The following is a 17,593-nucleotide window of genomic DNA, read 5'->3' as shown; positions in this document are numbered from 1 at the left end:
TTCGCGAGGGGGCTCGCCAACCTAGTTACTAGCGGGTAACGTGGCGGCCATGTCACGTGAGATCCGCGACGTCGTCTTCGTCGACGGCGTACGAACCCCCTTCGGGAAGGCCGGCTCGCTCTATGCCGAGACCCGGGCCGACGACCTGGTGGTGCACTGCATCCGCGAACTGCTGCGGCGCCACCCCGAGCTCCCGCCGGAGCGCATCGATGAGGTGGCCATCGCGGCCACCACCCAGACCGGCGACCAGGGCCTGACCATCGGCCGGAGCGCCGCGCTGCTCTCCGGCCTGCCGCGCTCGGTGCCCGGCTTCGCCATCGACCGGATGTGCGCCGGCGCGATGACCGCGGTCACCACCACCGGCTCCGGCATCGGCGTCGGTGCCTACGACGTGGTGATCGCCGGCGGCGTCGAGCACATGGGCCACCATCCGATGGGTGAGGGCGCCGACCCGAACCCGCGCTTCATCGCCGAGAAGATCGTCGACGAATCCGCGCTGGTGATGGGCAAGACCGCCGAGAACCTGCACGACCGGTTCCCCGCCATCACCAAGCAGCGCTGCGACGAGTACGCCGTGCAGAGCCAGCAGCGCGTCGCGCAGGCGTACGCCGACGGGATCATTCCCGAGGCGCTCGTCCCGGTCGGGGTCCGCTCCACCGAGCTCGGGTGGGGCCTGGCGACCGTCGACGAACCGCCCCGCCCCGGTACCACGATGGCGGCGCTGGCGGAGCTGAAGACCCCGTTCCGCCCGCACGGCAATGTCACCCCGGGCAATGCCGCCGGCCTCAACGACGGCGCCACCGCCTGCCTGCTCGCCTCCGCCGATACCGCCGAGCAGCTCGGCCTGCCGGTGGCGATGAAGATGGTGGGATTCGCCTTCGCCGGCGTCGATCCCGCCGTGATGGGGGTCGGCCCGGTGCCGGCCACCGAGAAGGCGCTGGAGCGCGCCGGACTCACCATCGACGACATCGGCGCCTTCGAGATCAACGAGGCGTTCGCCGTCCAGGTGCTCGCCTTCCTCGACCACTTCGGCATCGAGCAGACCGACGAGCGGGTCAACCCCTATGGCGGTGCGATCGCCATCGGGCACCCGCTGGCCTCCTCCGGCGTACGCCTGATGATCCAGCTGGCCCGGCAGTTCCGGGACCGTCCGCAGGTGCGCTACGGCATCACGACGATGTGCATCGGCCTGGGTATGGGCGGCACCGTGATCTGGGAGAACCCTGCCTGGGAAGGAAATGCCAAGTGACCGACACCATGTATGAGAACTTCGATCAGATCCTCGAGCGCACCGCGAAGGTGACCGAGGGTGAGGTGATCACCCATTCCCTGGCTCGTGACATCGAGCTGCCGCGCGGTGCCGGCAAGGCGGTGCTGATCACCCTGGACAACGGGCTCGACCACACCCGGCCCTCCACCCTCGGCCCGGGTACCCTGCTCGAGCTGAGCCGCGTATTGGACGAGGTGCAGGCGCGTGACGACATCGTCGCGATCGCCATCACCGGCAAGCCGTTCATCACCGCGGCCGGTGCCGATCTGTCGCTGATCAGCAAGATCACCGACCACGACCAGGCCCTCGACGTGGCCCGGATCGGACACGGCACCTTCCACAAGCTCGCCAACTCCAAGATCCCCACCTTCGCCTTCATCAACGGACTGGCGCTCGGCGGCGGCCTGGAGATCGTGCTCAGCTGCCAGTACCGGACGGTGAACAGCACAGCCGCCGGAATCGCTTTCCCGGAAGTCTTTCTCGGCATCCTGCCCGGCTGGGGCGGTACCTGGCTGGCGCCGAATCTGGTCGGTATCGAGACCGCGGTGAAGCTGGTCATCGAGAACTCGATGAACCAGAACAAGATGCTCGGCGGGCTGCAGGCGGCCGAGCTCGGGCTCGCCGATGCGGTCTTCGACGGCGCCGACTACCTGGCCCGCTCGATCGACTGGATGGCCGGTGTGGTCAAGGGTGAAGTGAGTGTCGAGCGCCCGGAGATCGACCGCTCGGAGGAGACCTGGGCAGCGGCGATCAAGGCCGGCAAGAGGTACGCCGACAGCAAGGTCTCCGGTGCCGCGCCGGCGCCTTATCGGGCGCTGGACTGCCTGGCGGCCGCACGCACCGCGACTCGCGAGGAGGCGTACCTGGCCGAGGACCAGGGACTCGCCGATCTGGTGATGACCGATGAGCACCGGGCCTCGCTCTATGCCTTCGATCTGGTCAACAAGCGAGCCAAGCGGCCCGCCGGCGCCCCGGACAAGCAGCTGGCCCGCAAGGTCACCAAGGTAGGCATCGTCGGCGCCGGGCTGATGGCCTCCCAGCTGGCGCTGCTGTTCGGGCGCAGGCTCGGCGTACCGGTGGTGATGAGCGACCTCGACCAGGCGCGGGTGGACAAGGGCGTCGGCTATGTGCACGCCGAGGTCGACAAGCTGCTGGCCAAGAAGCGGATCTCGCCGGACAAGGCGAACGGGCTGAAGGCGCTGGTCACCGGTACCACCGACCAGGCCGACTTCGCCGACTGCGACTTCGTCATCGAGGCCGTCTTCGAGGAGATGGGGGTCAAGCAGCAGGTGTTCGGCGCGCTCGAGCAGCACGTCCGCCCCGACTGCATCCTGGCCACCAACACCTCCTCGCTGTCGGTGAGCGAGATGGCCGCCGGCCTGCAGCATCCGGAGCGGGTGGTGGGCTTCCACTTCTTCAACCCGGTCGCGGTACTGCCGCTGCTGGAGATCATCCGCGGGGAGCGGACGGACGAGGAGACCCTGGCCACGGCTTTCGTTGTGGCGAAGGGTTTGCGGAAGAACGCGGTGCTGGTCAAGGACGCCCCGGCGTTCGTCGCCAACCGGATCCTGCTGCGGCTGATGAGCGAGGTCTTCGCCTGTGTGGACGAGGGTACGCCGTTGGAGGTGGCCGATACCGCGCTGGCGCCGATGGGGCTGCCGATGACGCCGTTCACGCTGCTCCAGCTGGTCGGCCCGGCCGTCGCGCTGCACGTCAACGAGACCCTCAACGACGCCTTCGGCGAGCGGTTCCCGGTGTCGAAGTCGCTGCAGCAGATCGTCGAGCAGAAGCTGCCCGGCGTCTACGACCGCGACGAGAAGGGCCGGCCGTTCCTCACCGACGCCGGCCGCGCCGCGCTCGTCCAGGGTGACAATCCGAGCACCCCGGAGCAGGTGCTGGAGCGCTGTGAGAAGGCGCTGGCCACCGAGATCGGGCTGATGCTCGACGAAGAGGTCGTCGCGGCCCCGATGGACATCGACCTGTGCCTGATCCTGGGCGCCGGCTGGCCGTTCCACGACGGGGGCATCACCCCCTACCTGGATCGCCGGGGCGCCTCGGAAGCCGTGCGGGGCAAGCGATTCCTGCCGCCGGGGGTGGCCAGCCTCCCGGCCTGAGCCCCACTCAAGTCGGCTGAGCGAGCGAGGAACGAGCGAGTCGAAGCCAACGGGTCAAGCCACTTGGCTTCGACTCGCTGGCGCTCGCTCAACCGGCGTGGCTCGGGTCGCTCGCTCAGCCGGCGTGGGTCCCCGTCAGCGTTCGGAGCGCCCGCTGGTACCCGCGACCGACTGGTCGGTGGCGCGGGCGACGAACTCCACCGCGTACCGGGCCACCTGCTGCGAGGTGAGGCCGAGGTCCTCGAGCACCTCGGAGCGGGACCCCGGATCGAGGAATTCCTGCCGGATGCCGAACTCGCGCAGCGGTACCCACACGTCGTTGGCCCGCAATTCCTGGGAGAGCCGGGAACCCAGGCCGCCGACCAGGCCGGAGTCCTCCAGGGTGATCACCAGCTCGTGCCGGCGCGCCAGTTCGATGAGTGCCGGGTTGACCGGCAGCGCCCAGACCGGGTCGACGACGGTGACGCCGATCCCCTGCTGGCTGAGCCGTTCGCCGACCTCGATGCCCATGCCGGCGAACTGGCCGTGGGCGACGACCAGCACCTGGGGTCGTTCGGATTCGGAGAGCACGTCCACACCGTCGAGATGGCGGACCGCCTCGATGTCGGCCGGCATCTTGTCCTTGGAGTAGCGGATCACGCTCGGCGCGCCCTCGATCTCGACCGCTCGGCGCAGCGCCTCCTTCAGCCGGGTGCCGTCGCGCGGTGCGGTGAGCCAGAGCCCGGGCACCACCGACAGGATCGAGGAATCCCACATGCCGTTGTGGCTGGGGCCGTCGGAGCCGGTCACCCCGGCCCGGTCCAGCACCAGCGTCACATTCTCCTTGTGCAGCGCGATATCCATCAACAGCTGGTCGAAGGCGCGGTTCAGGAAGGTCGAATAGAGCCCGACCACCGGATGCAGCCCGGTCGCCGACAACCCGGCCGCCGAGGTGAGCGCGTGCTGCTCGGCGATCCCGACATCGAAGGTGCGGTCGGGGAAGGCGGCCGCGAACCGGTGCAACCCGGTCGGGTAGAGCATGGCCGCGGTCACCGCGACCACATCCGGCCGCTCCCGGCCGATGTCGACCAGCTCGGTGGAGAAGACGTCGGTCCAGTTCGCTCTGGAGCTGGAGGAGAGCGGCTCGCCGGTGATCTCGTCGATCTGCCCGACCGAGTGGAAGCGGTCCTCCTCGTGCTCCTCGGCGGCCTTGAAGCCGCGGCCCTTCTCGGTGATGACGTGCACGATCACCGGGCCGCCGAAGCCCTTGGCCTGCTGCAGCGCGCGCTCCAGCGCACCGACGTCGTGACCGTCGATCGGGCCGACGTACTTCATCCCGAGATCGGCGAACAACCCCTGCGGGGCGAGCACGTCCTTGAGCCCAATCTTCACCCCGTGCAGCCATTCGTACGCCGCCCGGCCCACCAGCGGCGTACCGCTGATCGAGCGCTTCAGGAAGTCCAGGCCCTGCTCGTACCGCTTGTCGGTGCGCAGGGCGGTCAGGTGCGAGGCGAGGCCGCCGACGGTCGGGGTGTAGGAGCGGCCGTTGTCGTTGGCGATCATGATCAGCGGCAGATCCTTCTGCACCGCGATGTTGTTGACCGCCTCCCAGGCCATCCCGCCGGTGAGCGCGCCGTCGCCGATCACCGCGATCACCCGCCGGCCGCTCTCCTGCAGCCGGAAGCCCTTGGCCATCCCCTCGGCCCAGGACAGCGAGGAGGAGGCGTGCGAGCTCTCCACCCAGTCGTGCTCGGATTCGGCGCGGCACGGGTAGCCGGAGAGCCCGCCCAGCTGGCGCAGGGTCGGGAAGTCGTTCTGGCGGCCGGTCAGGATCTTGTGCACGTAGCTCTGGTGGCCGGTGTCGAAGATGAACGGGTCGTGCGGGGAGTCGAAGACCCGGTGCAGGGCGATGGTCAACTCGACCACGCCCAGGTTCGGTCCGAGGTGCCCGCCGGTACGGCTCACGTTGCTGACCAGGAAGGCGCGGATCTCCCCGGCCAGCTGGTCCAGCTCGGCCCGCGAGAGGTCGCGGAGGTCGCGCGGGTCCTTGATCCGATCCAAAAGAGCCATGGCGACCAGTTTACGGCTCGGTAGGCGCCCGTGGTGTCACCCCGGGGTCCGAAACGCGGGAGCTCCGGGTCGTCCCGGACGATGACCCGACCCACGCCCGGCTCGCGCGTCGGTCCCCGATCCCGGGCCGGCACGAATATCCGGCTGCGGCACCCACCCCGGATCGCTAGCCTGCGCCCATGAGCGAACTCCGGGACGGCCTGCGCACCGAACTGCGGCAGGCCATGCGCGATCGGGACCGGGACACCGTCCGCGTGCTGCGGTCGGTGCTCGGCGCGATCGACAACGCCGAGTCCGATGGCGTGGCCGCACCCCGGGCCGGCGCGGTCGAAGCCTCCGCGATCGGCGTCGGCGCCGCGGAGGCGGCCCGCCGCGAACTCACCGATGCCGACGTGCGGGCGGTGGTCGAGACCGAGCTGGCCGAACGCGCCGACTCGATCGCCGAGTTCGAGCGGGCCGGGCACGGCGCGGCCGCCGATCCGGTCCGCGCGGAGGTCACCGTGATCCGCGGCGTGCTCGACCGGTTCACAGCCGGGCGATGAACACCTTCCCGCGCAACGCCTCCTCGACCAGGGCGACCCCCCGGCGTACCCGAATCAGCTGAGCCGTCTGCTCCTGCCAGGCGTCGGCCGCGGATTCGAGCACCTGCGGCGAGACCCGGTCGCCGAGGCTGGTGCGTACCCCGGCCAGCCCGGTCTGACTGGCGCGCAGCTGACTCTCCACGTATTGCGCGGCGAACCGGGCCAGCACCACCGGATGCCGGCGCAGCACCGGGTAGCCGCGGTAGTCGGCCGGGCAGCGGTCCAGCAGCCACGCGACCGCGGTCGCCTCCCAATCGGGGGCACCCGGGGGCCGCACCGACTCGGGCCAGCCGGCCGGGACGTAGATCGAGGTCTGCATCGAACACCTCCAGTGATTAGTACGTGTGTTCGATGATAGGGCGCTGCTCCGACAGCGCGCAAGAGCGCTGGCAGGATGAGGCCCATGACCGATGTGATCTGCCAGATCGCCGCCGGCGAGCTGCCCGCCGAGACGGTACTGCGGAGCGACGACATCATTGCCTTCCTCGATCACCGGCCGGTGTTCAAGGGCCACGTCCTGGTCTGCCCGCTCCCCCACGTCGATCAGCTGATCGACCTGCCCGCCGACCGGATCCCGGTGCTCTTCGAGGCCGTGCAACGGGTCGCGGCGGCACTGCCGGAGGCGCTCGGCTGTCAGGGCACCTTCGTGGCGATCAACAACGTCGTCTCGCAGTCGATCCCGCATCTGCACGTGCACGTCGTGCCCAGGACCAAGGGCGATGGGCTGCGCGGCTTCTTCTGGCCGCGGGTGAAGTACGCCGAGGGCGAGGCCCAGGCGTACGGCAAGTTGATCCGCGAAGCACTCGACGAACAGCACGCCGGCTGAGCGAGTTGAGGGACGAACGAGACGAAGCCACCGGCGGATCGCTACCGCCAGTGGCTTCGACTCGTCGCTGCGCTCCTCGCTCAGCCGACGTGGGGCTCAGTCCTTCTTGTCGTCGTCCTTCTTCGCGGCGGCCTTCTTGGCGGGCGCCTTCTTCGCTGCCTTCTTGGCCGGCGCCTTCGCCGCGTCCCCGGAGCCGGAATCCGAATCGTCGGAATCCTTGTCCTCGTTGGACTTCTCGGCACTCACCGAGAAATCGAGGTCGTCGTTCGCGACCCCGACGGTGACCAGGTCACCGGCGCCCAGGGAGCCACCGAGCAGCATCGTGGAGAGCCGGTTGTCCAGCTCCTGCTGCACGGTACGACGCAGCGGCCGGGCACCGAACTCGGGCTCGAAGCCCTCCTTGACCATCCAGTCCTTGGCCTCGTCGGTGACCTCGATGCCGACGTCCTGGGCCCGCAGCAGCCGCTCGGTGCTGCGCAGGATCAGGTCGACGATCTCGCGCAGCTCGTCCTGGGTGAGCCGGTGGAAGATCACCGTCTGGTCGATCCGGTTGAGGAACTCGGGCCGGAAGTGGCTGCGCAGCATCTCCTGGATCTCCGGCTCGACCGCGCTGAGGTCGTCGGTCTTCAGGATCAGCTGCGAGCCGATGTTGCTGGTCATGATCACGATGGTGTGGGTGAAGTCGACCGTACGCCCCTGCGAGTCGGTGAGCCGGCCGTCGTCCAGCAGCTGCAGCAGCGTGTTGAACACATCCGGGTGGGCCTTCTCGACCTCGTCGAAAAGCACCACCGAATAGGGCTGGCGGCGTACCCGCTCGGTGAGCTGGCCGCCCTCGTCGTAGCCGACGTACCCGGGCGGCGCGCCGACGAGCCGGGAGACGGTGTGCTTCTCCTGGAACTCGCTCATGTCGAGGCGGATCATCCGGCCCTCGTCCCCGAAGACCGCGGCAGCGAGCGCCTTGGCCAGCTCGGTCTTGCCGACGCCGGTCGGGCCGAGGAACAGGAACGAGCCCAGCGGCCGGTTCGGGTCCGACAGCCCGGCCCGCCCGCGGCGTACCGCCTCGGCGACCGCGGTGACCGCCTCGCCCTGCCCGATGACCCGCTCGTGCAGCAGGTTCTCCAGCGCCAGCAGGCGGGTGCGCTCCTCGGCGGTGAGATCGGAGACCGGGATGCCGGTACGCCGGGAGACCACCTCGGCGATGTCGAAGACGCCCACATGCGGGGTCTCCTCCGCCTTGACCTGGTCGAGCTTCTGCTCGGCCAGCTCGCGCTCCTTCTTCAGCTGCTCGGCCTGGGCGTAGTCCTCGTTGGCGACCGAGGCGTCCATCTCCCGCTTCAGCCGGCCGATCTCCTCCTCCATCGCCTTGGTGTCGGCGTCGGGGGTCTTGTGCTTCAGCCGCGCGCGGGCACCGGCCTGGTCGACCAGGTCGATCGCCTTGTCCGGCAGGAACCGGTCGGTGATGTAGCGATCGGAGAGCTCGGCGGCCGCGACCAGGGCCTCGTCGTCGTAGACCACGTCGTGGTGGGTCTCGTAGACATCGGCGAGCCCGCGCAGGATCTCGATGGTGTCGTCGACGCTCGGCTCGGAGACCATCACCGGCTGGAAGCGGCGCTCCAGGGCGGCGTCCTTCTCGATGTACTTGCGGTACTCGTCGATGGTGGTGGCGCCGATGGTGTGTAGTTCGCCGCGGGCCAGGGCGGGCTTGAGCAGGTTGGCCGCATCCATCGCGCCCTCGCCGCCGGAACCGGCACCGATCACGGTGTGCAGCTCGTCGATGAACAGGATGATCTCGTCGGAGTGCTCCTTGACCTCATCGAGCACCTTCTTGAGCCGTTCCTCGAACTCGCCGCGGTACTTCGACCCGGCGACCAGCGCGCCCAGGTCCAGCGCGATCACCTTGCGGCCGGCCAGCGAGCTGGCGACGTCGTTGTTGACGATCCGCTGGGCGATGCCCTCGACGATCGCGGTCTTGCCGACGCCGGGATCGCCGATCAGTACCGGGTTGTTCTTGCGGCGCCGGGAAAGCACCTCGACGGTCTCCTCGATCTCCTGGTCACGGCCGACGACGGGGTCGAGCTTGCCGGCCCGGGCATCGGCGGTCATGTCGCGGCCGAACTCGTCCAGGGTCGGGGTGTCGCTGTCGGACTGGCCGCCCTGACCCGGCTGGCCGCCCTGACCCGGCTGGCCGCCCTGGCCACGGCCCGGATCCTGGATGGCCTGGGTGAGCAGCTTCGACCCGGGGTTCTCCCGGTTGGCGGCGATACCGACGAGCAGCTGGACCGGGCCGATGTAGCCGGTACCGGATTCGGCGGCCTGCTGCTGGGCGACCCGGATCGCGGCGCGCAGGCGCGGGCCGAGCCGGGGCTCGCCCTCACCGGTCGGCAGCTGCTCGAGCAGGTCGGCCATCTGCGCCGCGACCGCGTCGGGGTCGAGGCCGAGGGTCGCCAGCATGCCCTTCGCCGGGTCGGCCGAGGCCGCGGCATAGAGCAGGTGCTCCGGGGTCACCTCGGGGTTGTTGCGCTCCTCGGCCGCGTCCACGGCATCGGAGAGCATCCGGCGGGCGTCATCGGTGAGCAACCGGTTCACGTCCACGCGCTGCACGGGGGGCTGCTGCCCCGAGGCCTGACCGAAGAAGCGGTTGAACATGTCGTCGAAAGGGGATCCAGAACCAAGGGGCCACTGAGACATCTGCACACACTTCCTGTCGGGTGTCGATTTGTTGCGGCGGGGGTACGCCGTCCCCACACCGTTGCGTACCGGGGTCCGCGCTGACAAGTCCCAACACACAAGGGATTCGGCGAGCTCGGGTTGAGCCGATCCGACTCATGGGGCGTCGGCTCGCGAATGCAAATCGCGCGGTGAGGACAACCGGTGAATTGCACGACTCGCTCGCCCAAGCCGGACGAGCCGTCCAATTCACCGGTTGTCCACGGCGTGCGACTCGGTCGCGACGTGCGACCCACGGCAAGACGGCACACGGCCCCGCCGGGCCGAAGCCGGACGGGGCCGTGCGGTGAGCGGTGAAGTGCTCAGGCGGCGCGCTGGGCCATGTGGCGCAGCACGTACTGCAGGATGCCGCCGTTGAGGTAGTACTCGCGCTCCCCCGGGGTGTCAATGCGGACGACCGCGTCGAACTCGGTCACGTTGCCGTCGGGGGCGGTCGCCTTGACGTGCATCGTCTCCGGCGTACGCCCCTGGTTCAGCTCGGTGATTCCGGTGATGTCGAAGGTCTCCTCGCCGGTCAGGCCCAGCGACTCCGCCGAATCCCCCTCGGGGAACTGCAGCGGCAGGACGCCCATCCCGATCAGGTTCGAGCGGTGGATCCGCTCGAAGCTCTCGGTGATGACAGCCTTGATGCCGAGCAGCGCCGAGCCCTTGGCGGCCCAGTCGCGCGAGGATCCGGAACCGTACTCCTTGCCGCCGAGCACGACCAGCGGGGTGCCCTGCTTCTGGTAGTTGACCGAGGCGTCGTAGACGAAGGTCACCGGACCGTCGGCCTGGGTGAAGTCGCGGGTGTAGCCACCCTCGGTGCCCGGGGCGATCTGGTTGCGCAGCCGGATGTTGGCGAAGGTGCCACGCATCATCACCTCGTGGTTGCCGCGCCGCGAGCCGTAGGAGTTGAAGTCCTTGCGCTCCACCCCCTTGCCCATCAGGTACTGCCCGGCCGGGGTGTCGGCCTTGATCGCACCGGCCGGCGAGATGTGGTCGGTGGTCACCGAGTCGCCGAGCTTGAGCAGCACCCGGGCGCCGGTGATGTCACCGACCGGCTCCGGGGTGGCCGGCATGTTCTCGAAGTACGGTGGCTTGCGCACGTAGGTCGAGGCGTCGTCCCACTCGAAGATCTTGCCCTCCGGGGTGGGCAGCTCGCGCCACTGGTCGTCACCGGCGAACACATCGGCGTACCGGGTGGCGAACATCTCGGCGTTGATGGAGGTGTTGACCAGGCCCTCGATCTCGGCGGTGGTCGGCCAGATGTCCTTCATGAACACGTCGTTGCCCTGCTCGTCCTGGCCGAGCGGCTCGGACTCGAGGTCGATGTCCATCGTGCCGGCCAGGGCGTACACCACGACCAGCGGCGGGCTGGCGAGGTAGTTCATCTTCACATCGGGCGAGATCCGGCCCTCGAAGTTGCGGTTGCCCGAGAGCACCGCGGTGACGGCCAGGTCGTTGTCGTTGACCGCCTGGGAGACCTCCGGGATCAGCGGTCCGGAGTTGCCGATGCAGGTGGTGCAGCCGTAGCCGACCAGGTCGAAACCGATCTTGTCCAGGTAGGGCTGCAGACCCGCCTTGGCGTAGTAGTCGGTGACGACCTTGGAACCGGGCGCGAGCGAGGTCTTCACCCACGGCTTGCGGGTCAGGCCGCGCTCGACCGCCTTCTTGGCGACCAGGCCGGCGGCGATCATCACGCTCGGGTTCGAGGTGTTGGTGCAGGAGGTGATCGCGGCGACCGCGACCGAGCCGTGGTCCAGTTCGAAGGTCTCGCCACCCTCCAGGGTGACCGGCACCGGCTTGCTGGGCCGGGTCGGGTGGACCTGCTGCTTGACCTCGGAGACGGTCTCGGTGACCTTCTCGGCCACCTCGGAGACCAACCCCTTCGCCTTCTGCAGCATGCTCACCTGCGGCGTGCCGACCGGCTCGTCGAGCGCGGGGTCCGGTGCGGCCGGGGAATCGGAGGCGGGGAACGACTCGGCGGCGGCCTCGTCGGTCGGGTCCAGCTTGCTCTCGTCGGCGTAGTCCTTGACGTCGGAGCGGAACTGCTTCTTGGAATTCTTCAGCAGGACACGGTCCTGCGGCCGCTTCGGGCCGGCGATCGACGGCTCGACGGTGGCCAGGTCGAGCTCCAGGTGCTCGGAGTAGCGCGGCTCGCGCTCGTCGTCGTGCCACAGACCCTGCGCCTTGGCGTACGCCTCGACGAGCTCGATCTGCTCCTCGGAGCGCCCGGTGAGCCGCAGGTAGTCGGTGGTCAGCGAGTCGATCGGGAAGACCGCGATCGTGGAGCCGTATTCGGGGCTCATGTTGCCGATGGTGGCGCGGTTGGCCAGCGGCACCTCGGAGACGCCCGGGCCGTAGAACTCGACGAACTTGCCGACCACCTTGTGCTCGCGCAGCATCTGGGTGATGGTCAGCACCAGGTCGGTGGCGGTGACGCCGTCCTTGAGCGCGCCGGAGAGCTTGAAGCCGACCACCCGCGGGATCAGCATCGACACCGGCTGGCCGAGCATCGCGGCCTCCGCCTCGATGCCGCCGACGCCCCAGCCGACGACGCCGAGGCCGTTGACCATGGTGGTGTGCGAGTCGGTGCCGACACAGGTGTCGGGGTACGCCTGCAGCACGGTCTTGCCGTCGGCCTCGGTGACCTCGCGGGGGAAGACCACCCGGGCCAGGTTCTCGATGTTGACCTGGTGCACGATGCCGGTGCCCGGCGGGACGACCTTGAAGTCGTCGAAGGCGGTCTGGCCCCAGCGCAGGAACTGGTACCGCTCCCGGTTGCGCTCGTACTCCACGTCCACGTTGCGGCGGAAGGAGTCGGGGGTGCCGAAGAAGTCGACGATCACCGAGTGGTCGATCACCATCTCCGCCGGCGAGAGCGGGTTCACCTTGGCGGCGTCACCGCCGAGATCGGCGATGGCCTCGCGCATGGTGGCCAGGTCGACGATGCAGGGCACGCCGGTGAAGTCCTGCATGATCACCCGCGCCGGGGTGAACTGGATCTCCTTGTCGGGACGGGCATCGGGGTCCCAGTCGCCGAGGGCGCGGATGTCGTCGGCGGTGATGTTGGCACCGTCCTCGGTCCGCAGCAGGCACTCCAGCAGCACCTTCAGGCTGTAGGGCAGGGTCTCCGAGCCCGGCACCGTGTCGAGCTTGAAGATCTCGTAGTTCTTGCCGGCGACCGCCAGGTCCGCCTTCGCTCCAAAACTGTTCACACTCATTGATCAGCTCCCGTGCTGTTTGGGTTGTGCGTGCCGTGCGCCCGTCGAGCCCACGAAGTCTCTTGATGTCAAGATACCACGCTCCGCCCGGTTGCGTACCGCGACACCCTCATTGTCCGCCGCGCCACATCCGGATCCGGCGGCGGGGTCGACCTCAACGTCCACCTCTTGACGCCGCTCATCGGCTGGCCTAGCGTCAGAGCGATCTGAAACGCCATTTCACTATCTGCCCACCCACCCCCAGGTCGCGGTCGGGCGCACCGAACAAAGGGGTTCATGAACATGGCACGCCGCTCCGAAACCTCCATCCGGCTGCTCGCCGCCGGCGCCGGTGCCGTCGCCTCCGCACTGGTCGTCTCCGCGGTCGCCGGGGGTACGCCGAACGCTCCGAACGCGCCGGGTGGTTCGCCCGCGGCCGCCCAGGGTGGCTCGCTGCCGCTCGTCGGCGACCGGATGCCCACCGGTGCCGGCGCCGCGGTCGACCAGCCGGCGTACGGCACCGGATCGCACTGGAACGTCCTCAACTGGGGCCCTGGCAACCCGGCCGCGGTACCGGCCTCGGCCAGCTTCCCGATCCTCGGCCCGGACGGGCGGACCGAGAAGCGGGTCGCCCTGACCACCCAGGCCAACCCCGATTTCGGCAGCGCGAAGAGCGTCATCAACGCCTCCACCTCCACCGATTCCGGCCGGAGCTTCCTGACCACCGAGCGCAACTATCCGGCGACCGCGCTGAACGAGATCCGGTTGTCCGACGGGAGTTTTCTGGCCATCGACTTCATCCCGCAGTGGGGCGATGCCGCCAGGACCTTCACCAACCTGAAGGTGCGCACCTCCAAAGACGGGCAACAGTGGCAGCTCACCGACGCACCGGTGGCGATGCCCCCGGAGTACCAGCTCGGCCCGATGTCGGAGGGGCTTCGGGTGCATCGCCGGGTGCTGGAGCTGCCCGATGGCACCCTGATGGTGCCGATCTACACCGTCTTCAAGGGCACCACCAAGCAGCGCTCGGCGATCCTGCAGTCCAGCGACGGTGGCCGGAGCTGGAGCCTGCGCTCGGTGATTCCGGCGACCAATGCGGTCGGTACCAACGAGGTCGGCTGGTCCTGGACCAGCGACGGCCGGCTGCTGGCGGTGCTGCGGACCACCGACAGCCCGGAGACGAAACTGGTCTACGCCTATTCCGATGACCAGGGCCGCAGCTGGTCCGAGGCCCGGGAGCTGATCGGCCCCGACGGCACGGTCGTCCGCGGCATCTACCCCGATCTGCTGCTGCAACCGAACGGGGCCCTGCTGCTCACCACCGGGCGGCCGGATGTGCGGATGTTGGCCAGCTTCGACGGCACCGGCCGCAGCTGGCAGATTCAGGACACCGTCTTCGCCAACTACCCCTCGACCGGCAACAACGGCCGCTACGACGGCACCAGCGGCAACAACACGATGGAATCGGTCGGCGCGAACCGGTCGGTGCTGTTCTTCGACCAGTGCCATGTCTGGGGCTGTGGCGCCTACAACGAGCAGTTCGGGGTGAGTGCGACCTATGTCGGCGCGGTGACCCCCGGCGGTACCGGGCGGATCGACGTGGCATCCCGGTTACTGGACAAGACCGCCACCGTCTCCGGCCGCTTCGCCAAGCCGGACAAGAAATTCCCGACCGTACGCCCGGAGGGCGCCTTCGACGGCCTCAGCGATCGGGACGCGGTCGCGAAGCTGGACAGCCGCGACGGGGAACTCGTGCTGGCCCTGGACCGCAGTTATCCGATCAACCGGATCGGGCTGATGCTCGGCCACGGCGAACCGCAGTCGGCGAAGGTGCAGTTCTCCGCCGACGGTCAGCAGTGGTCCGCGCCGGTGGTGGATGCGGTGAACCGCAGCGACCGCGCGCTCCGCTACACCGACCTGCCGGCACCGCAGGACGCCCGCTATCTGAAGGTCACCGGGGCGCCCGGGGTGGAGACTACGGTGACCGAGCTGGAGCTCTACACCGCCGACACCGACACCTTCGAGAACGAGCTGCCGTTCGCGATCCCGCGCGGGTGGGCCGACGCCAACAAGGCCTGGGTCACCGACATACCGAACGACCCGGCGTACGCCGAGTTCGGCGGGTCGCACAGCCGCACCGCCCTGCGCCTGTTCGACAAGTGGACCGACGACAACGCCCGGATCAGCCGGCCGTTCGCCCCGAGCCCGCGGGTGCAGACCAGCATGCAGCTCGGTGGCTCCGATTTCCGGGCGATGTTCACCTTCGGCGCCCGCGGCACCGGTGCCGACGGTGCCCGCGCCGATGCCTGGAATTTCCGGCTGGTACAGGGAAAGCCGGCGAGCCTGCAGGCCTGGAACGGAGCCGCCTGGGTGGAGATCGGCAAGCTCGCCGAGGCGCTGCCGACCAGGACCTACCTGCCGGTGTCGATGGACCTGACCGCCGACCGCGCGAACATCACCATCGGTTCGCAGAGCTTCACCACCACGGTGCGGGCCGGTGCCGCCACCACGATGAGCTCGCTGGACTTCAGCACCGGTGACCCGGCGCAGTACGGTGGCTTCTACCTCATCGACGACGTCGTCATCAAACCCGGGAGTTGACCACCCAGTGCGCATCACCGCCGTCGAGACGATCCTGCTCACCGGCCCGTCCAGCAACGATCCCTGGATCACCTTCGCCAAACAGACCCGCACCGTCGCCCTGGTCCGGGTGACCAGCGACAGCGGGCTGACCGGGATCGGGGAGACCTACTGCGGCTATTTCGCGCCGGAGCTGGTCGATCCGGTGGTCGAGCTGATCCGGCCGATCCTCACCGAGGGCGACGGCACCGACCCGGTGACGCTCGGCGATCGGATGCGGCTCTGCCTGGGATACGCCGCCCGGGTCGGGGTGGTGCGCGCCGCCATCGGTGCCGTCGAGGCGGCCCTGTGGGATCTGCGCGGCAAGGCCGAGGGGGTGCCCGCCTATCAACTGATGGGCGGATTGCAGCACCAGCGGCTACCGGCGTACGCCACCGGTGGTCCGAGCCCGTGGCCGGCGGAGTTCCTGCTGCAGAAGGCGGAACGGTACGCCGAGTTGGGTTTCACCGCGCTCAAGGTGGCCACCGGCGGCATGGACCAGCAGACCCGCCGGGACCTGCCCGTTCCCGGCGGTCGGGATGCGGCACCGGAGTGGGAGGTCGAGAAGCTGCGGTTGCTGCGGGACCGGTTGGGTCCGGAGTTCGGACTGCTGCTGGATGGCCACATGGGCGGTGGACGCAGCGAGGTGTGGGATCTGGAGTTGGCCACCCGGGTGCTGCGCGCGATCGAGGAGTTCGACCCGATCCTGGTGGAGGAACCGCTCCCCTACACCGACCCGGACGCCTACGCCGAGCTGCGGCGGCGTACCAGCATCCCGATCGCCGGCGGGGAGCAGTTGAGCAGCGCGGCCGAGTTCGCGCTCTGGCTGGACCGGGACGCGTTCGGGGTGGCGCAACCGGACGCCGCCTGGCTCAGCCCGAGCGAATTCCTCACGGTGGCGGCGAATGCGGCCGCTCGTGGCGCCCGGATCGCCTCGCACAACTGGTGCGGTGGCGCGGGAGTGATGCAGAACGTGCACTGCGCCTTCGCCTGTGCGAACACCCTGATCGTCGAACTGCTGCCCGATGCCGGTCCGCTGCACACCCGCCTGTGGGGTGATCAACTGATGCTCGAGGACGGGCAGCTGCTGCCGCCGACCGCGCCCGGGTTCGGGGTCCGCGTCGACGATCGGCTGCTGGCAGACTTTCCTTATCGCAAGGGGCACGAGGAGTTCGTCAGCGTGCCCGGGAAGGTGTTGCGCACATGAGTCCGGAGAGCACCGACCACCAGCTGGTGATCGCCCTGCCCCAGGACGCCGCCGGCCTGGAGCGATTGCGCGGCATCGTCCAGCACACCCGAATCGCGCTGCTCGAACCGGGTGCGCTGACCGTGCCCGCCGAGCTGGCCGGCACCGTGACCGGATTCTGCGGAGACTCGGTGCCCAGCAATCTCACCGAACTCCCCCGGTTGCGCTGGATCCAGCTGGCGTCGGCCGGGTTCCGGCAGGCGATCGGCGCCGGCGTACCCGACACGGTCGCGGTGACCAACGCCAGCGGCGTCAACGACATCCCGATCGCCGAGTGGTGCGCGATGATGATGCTGGCCCTGCGCCGCGACCTGCCGGGCACCTTCGCCGACCAGCAGGCACACCGCTGGGACCGCTCCCCGGTGCACCAGGCCGAACTGCGCGGGCTGCGGGTCGGCATCCTCGGCTTCGGCAACATCGGCCAGCAGGTCGCCCGCACCGTCCGGGCGCTCGGGCTCGAGGTGTGGGTCGCGTCCCGATCAGCGCCCGGTTTTCGGCCCGATCGTTATGACCCCCTCGACCGCGGTCCGGAGGAGGTGCCGATCCCGGATCGGTCCTTCGGCCTGGACCGACTGCCGGATTTCCTGTCCGGACTGGACTTCCTGGTGATCACCGTCCCGGCCACGCCGACCACCGACGGGCTGATCGACGACGCGGCGTTCCGCGCCCTGCCACCGACCGCGTACCTGCTGAACCCGGCCCGGGCCAGCGTGGTCGATGAGCAGGCGCTGCGATCCGCGCTGGTCGAGGGGCGGTTGGCCGGGGCCGCCCTGGACGTGCACTACCGCAGCCCGATGGCCGCCGATGACCCGACCTGGGAGCTGCCGAGGGTGATCATCACCTCACACGTCTCCGGCTCCTCCGACAGCACCTTCTTCCTGCCCCGGCTGTGGGATCTGCTGGCCCGCAACACCGAACGCCTGCTCGCCGGACGTCCACTGCTGAACCGCATCGCCCCCGCCGACCTGGCCGGCTGACC

Annotated in this window: 11 protein-coding genes; 7 read left to right on the top strand and 4 right to left on the bottom strand. The window is 69.3% G+C overall.

Features of this window, described 5'->3' with window-relative positions; genetic code table 11:
- Nucleotides 1-49: 49 nt before the first annotated feature.
- Complete coding sequence (locus BI335_RS02295; RefSeq protein ID WP_172421688.1) at nucleotides 50-1,249, top strand: thiolase family protein; 1,200 nt, start codon at nucleotides 50-52, stop codon at nucleotides 1,247-1,249.
- The gene (locus BI335_RS02290) at nucleotides 1,246-3,384 is read left to right on the top strand and encodes a 3-hydroxyacyl-CoA dehydrogenase NAD-binding domain-containing protein (protein WP_324252815.1); all 2,139 of its coding nucleotides are present in this window, start codon (nucleotides 1,246-1,248) and stop codon (nucleotides 3,382-3,384) included. The genes BI335_RS02295 and BI335_RS02290 overlap by 4 nt, the downstream gene beginning before the upstream one ends.
- A 135-nt stretch (nucleotides 3,385-3,519) precedes the next feature.
- Here the strand turns inward: BI335_RS02290 and dxs are convergent, their stop codons facing one another.
- Entirely contained in the window at nucleotides 3,520-5,433 is a 1,914-nt protein-coding gene (gene dxs / locus BI335_RS02285; protein ID WP_094429521.1) for a 1-deoxy-D-xylulose-5-phosphate synthase, read from the bottom strand.
- 179 nt (nucleotides 5,434-5,612) lie between these two features.
- Here dxs and BI335_RS02280 point away from each other — a divergent pair, with 179 nt between their 5' ends.
- Nucleotides 5,613-5,975, top strand: coding sequence for a GatB/YqeY domain-containing protein (locus BI335_RS02280; protein WP_094429520.1), 363 nt, complete (start codon nucleotides 5,613-5,615; stop codon nucleotides 5,973-5,975).
- Here the strand turns inward: BI335_RS02280 and BI335_RS02275 are convergent.
- Nucleotides 5,959-6,333, bottom strand: a complete 375-nt coding sequence (locus BI335_RS02275) for a hypothetical protein (protein WP_094429519.1) — start codon at nucleotides 6,331-6,333, stop codon at nucleotides 5,959-5,961. The genes BI335_RS02280 and BI335_RS02275 overlap by 17 nt on opposite strands.
- A gap of 84 nt (nucleotides 6,334-6,417) precedes the next feature.
- On the opposite strand from BI335_RS02275, the gene BI335_RS02270 reads away from it, so the two are divergent.
- Nucleotides 6,418-6,840: an HIT family protein gene (locus BI335_RS02270; RefSeq protein WP_094429518.1), complete on the top strand. Its 423-nt coding sequence runs from the start codon at nucleotides 6,418-6,420 to the stop codon at nucleotides 6,838-6,840.
- Between the two features lie 96 nt (nucleotides 6,841-6,936).
- Here the strand turns inward: BI335_RS02270 and BI335_RS02265 are convergent, their stop codons facing one another.
- Together BI335_RS02265 and BI335_RS02260 are read right to left on the bottom strand one after the other, a co-directional pair.
- Complete coding sequence (locus BI335_RS02265; protein WP_229119393.1) at nucleotides 6,937-9,441, bottom strand: ATP-dependent Clp protease ATP-binding subunit; 2,505 nt, start codon at nucleotides 9,439-9,441, stop codon at nucleotides 6,937-6,939.
- A gap of 428 nt (nucleotides 9,442-9,869) precedes the next feature.
- Nucleotides 9,870-12,770, bottom strand: coding sequence for an aconitate hydratase (locus BI335_RS02260; RefSeq protein WP_094429516.1), 2,901 nt, complete (start codon nucleotides 12,768-12,770; stop codon nucleotides 9,870-9,872).
- Nucleotides 12,771-13,046: 276 nt separating this feature from the next.
- Here BI335_RS02260 and BI335_RS02255 point away from each other — a divergent pair, with 276 nt between their 5' ends.
- The 3 genes from BI335_RS02255 to BI335_RS02245 are packed head-to-tail and all read left to right on the top strand — an operon-like array spanning nucleotide 13,047 to nucleotide 17,591.
- Nucleotides 13,047-15,350 (top strand): exo-alpha-sialidase, encoded by a 2,304-nt coding sequence (locus BI335_RS02255; protein WP_094429515.1) that lies wholly within the window; start codon nucleotides 13,047-13,049, stop codon nucleotides 15,348-15,350.
- A 7-nt stretch (nucleotides 15,351-15,357) separates the two neighbouring features.
- On the top strand, nucleotides 15,358-16,575 hold the full coding sequence (locus BI335_RS02250) for a mandelate racemase/muconate lactonizing enzyme family protein (protein WP_172421686.1): 1,218 nt from the start codon (nucleotides 15,358-15,360) through the stop codon (nucleotides 16,573-16,575).
- A complete protein-coding gene (locus tag BI335_RS02245; RefSeq protein ID WP_094429513.1) occupies nucleotides 16,572-17,591 on the top strand; it encodes a D-2-hydroxyacid dehydrogenase in 1,020 nt (339 codons plus the stop codon). The genes BI335_RS02250 and BI335_RS02245 overlap by 4 nt, the downstream gene beginning before the upstream one ends.
- Nucleotides 17,592-17,593: the final 2 nt, after the last annotated feature.

The organism is Enemella evansiae (assembly GCF_002250705.1).
In the GTDB taxonomy this organism is placed as follows: Bacteria; Actinomycetota; Actinomycetes; order Propionibacteriales; family Propionibacteriaceae; genus Enemella; species Enemella evansiae.
Note: the sequence above shows the minus strand (reverse complement) of the source record. Positions and strands in the feature narration are given on the sequence as shown.

Excerpts from the sequence above, each read along its gene's own strand:
- BI335_RS02295 (WP_172421688.1), top strand. The coding sequence starts at position 50 with ATGTCACGTGAGATCCGCGACGTCGTCTTCGTCGACGGCGTACGAACC.
- dxs (WP_094429521.1), bottom strand. The coding sequence starts at position 5,433 with ATGGCTCTTTTGGATCGGATCAAGGACCCGCGCGACCTCCGCGACCTC.
- BI335_RS02280 (WP_094429520.1), top strand. The coding sequence starts at position 5,613 with ATGAGCGAACTCCGGGACGGCCTGCGCACCGAACTGCGGCAGGCCATG.
- BI335_RS02275 (WP_094429519.1), bottom strand. The coding sequence starts at position 6,333 with ATGCAGACCTCGATCTACGTCCCGGCCGGCTGGCCCGAGTCGGTGCGG.
- BI335_RS02270 (WP_094429518.1), top strand. The coding sequence starts at position 6,418 with ATGACCGATGTGATCTGCCAGATCGCCGCCGGCGAGCTGCCCGCCGAG.
- BI335_RS02260 (WP_094429516.1), bottom strand. The coding sequence starts at position 12,770 with ATGAGTGTGAACAGTTTTGGAGCGAAGGCGGACCTGGCGGTCGCCGGC.
- BI335_RS02255 (WP_094429515.1), top strand. The coding sequence starts at position 13,047 with ATGAACATGGCACGCCGCTCCGAAACCTCCATCCGGCTGCTCGCCGCC.
- BI335_RS02245 (WP_094429513.1), top strand. The coding sequence starts at position 16,572 with ATGAGTCCGGAGAGCACCGACCACCAGCTGGTGATCGCCCTGCCCCAG.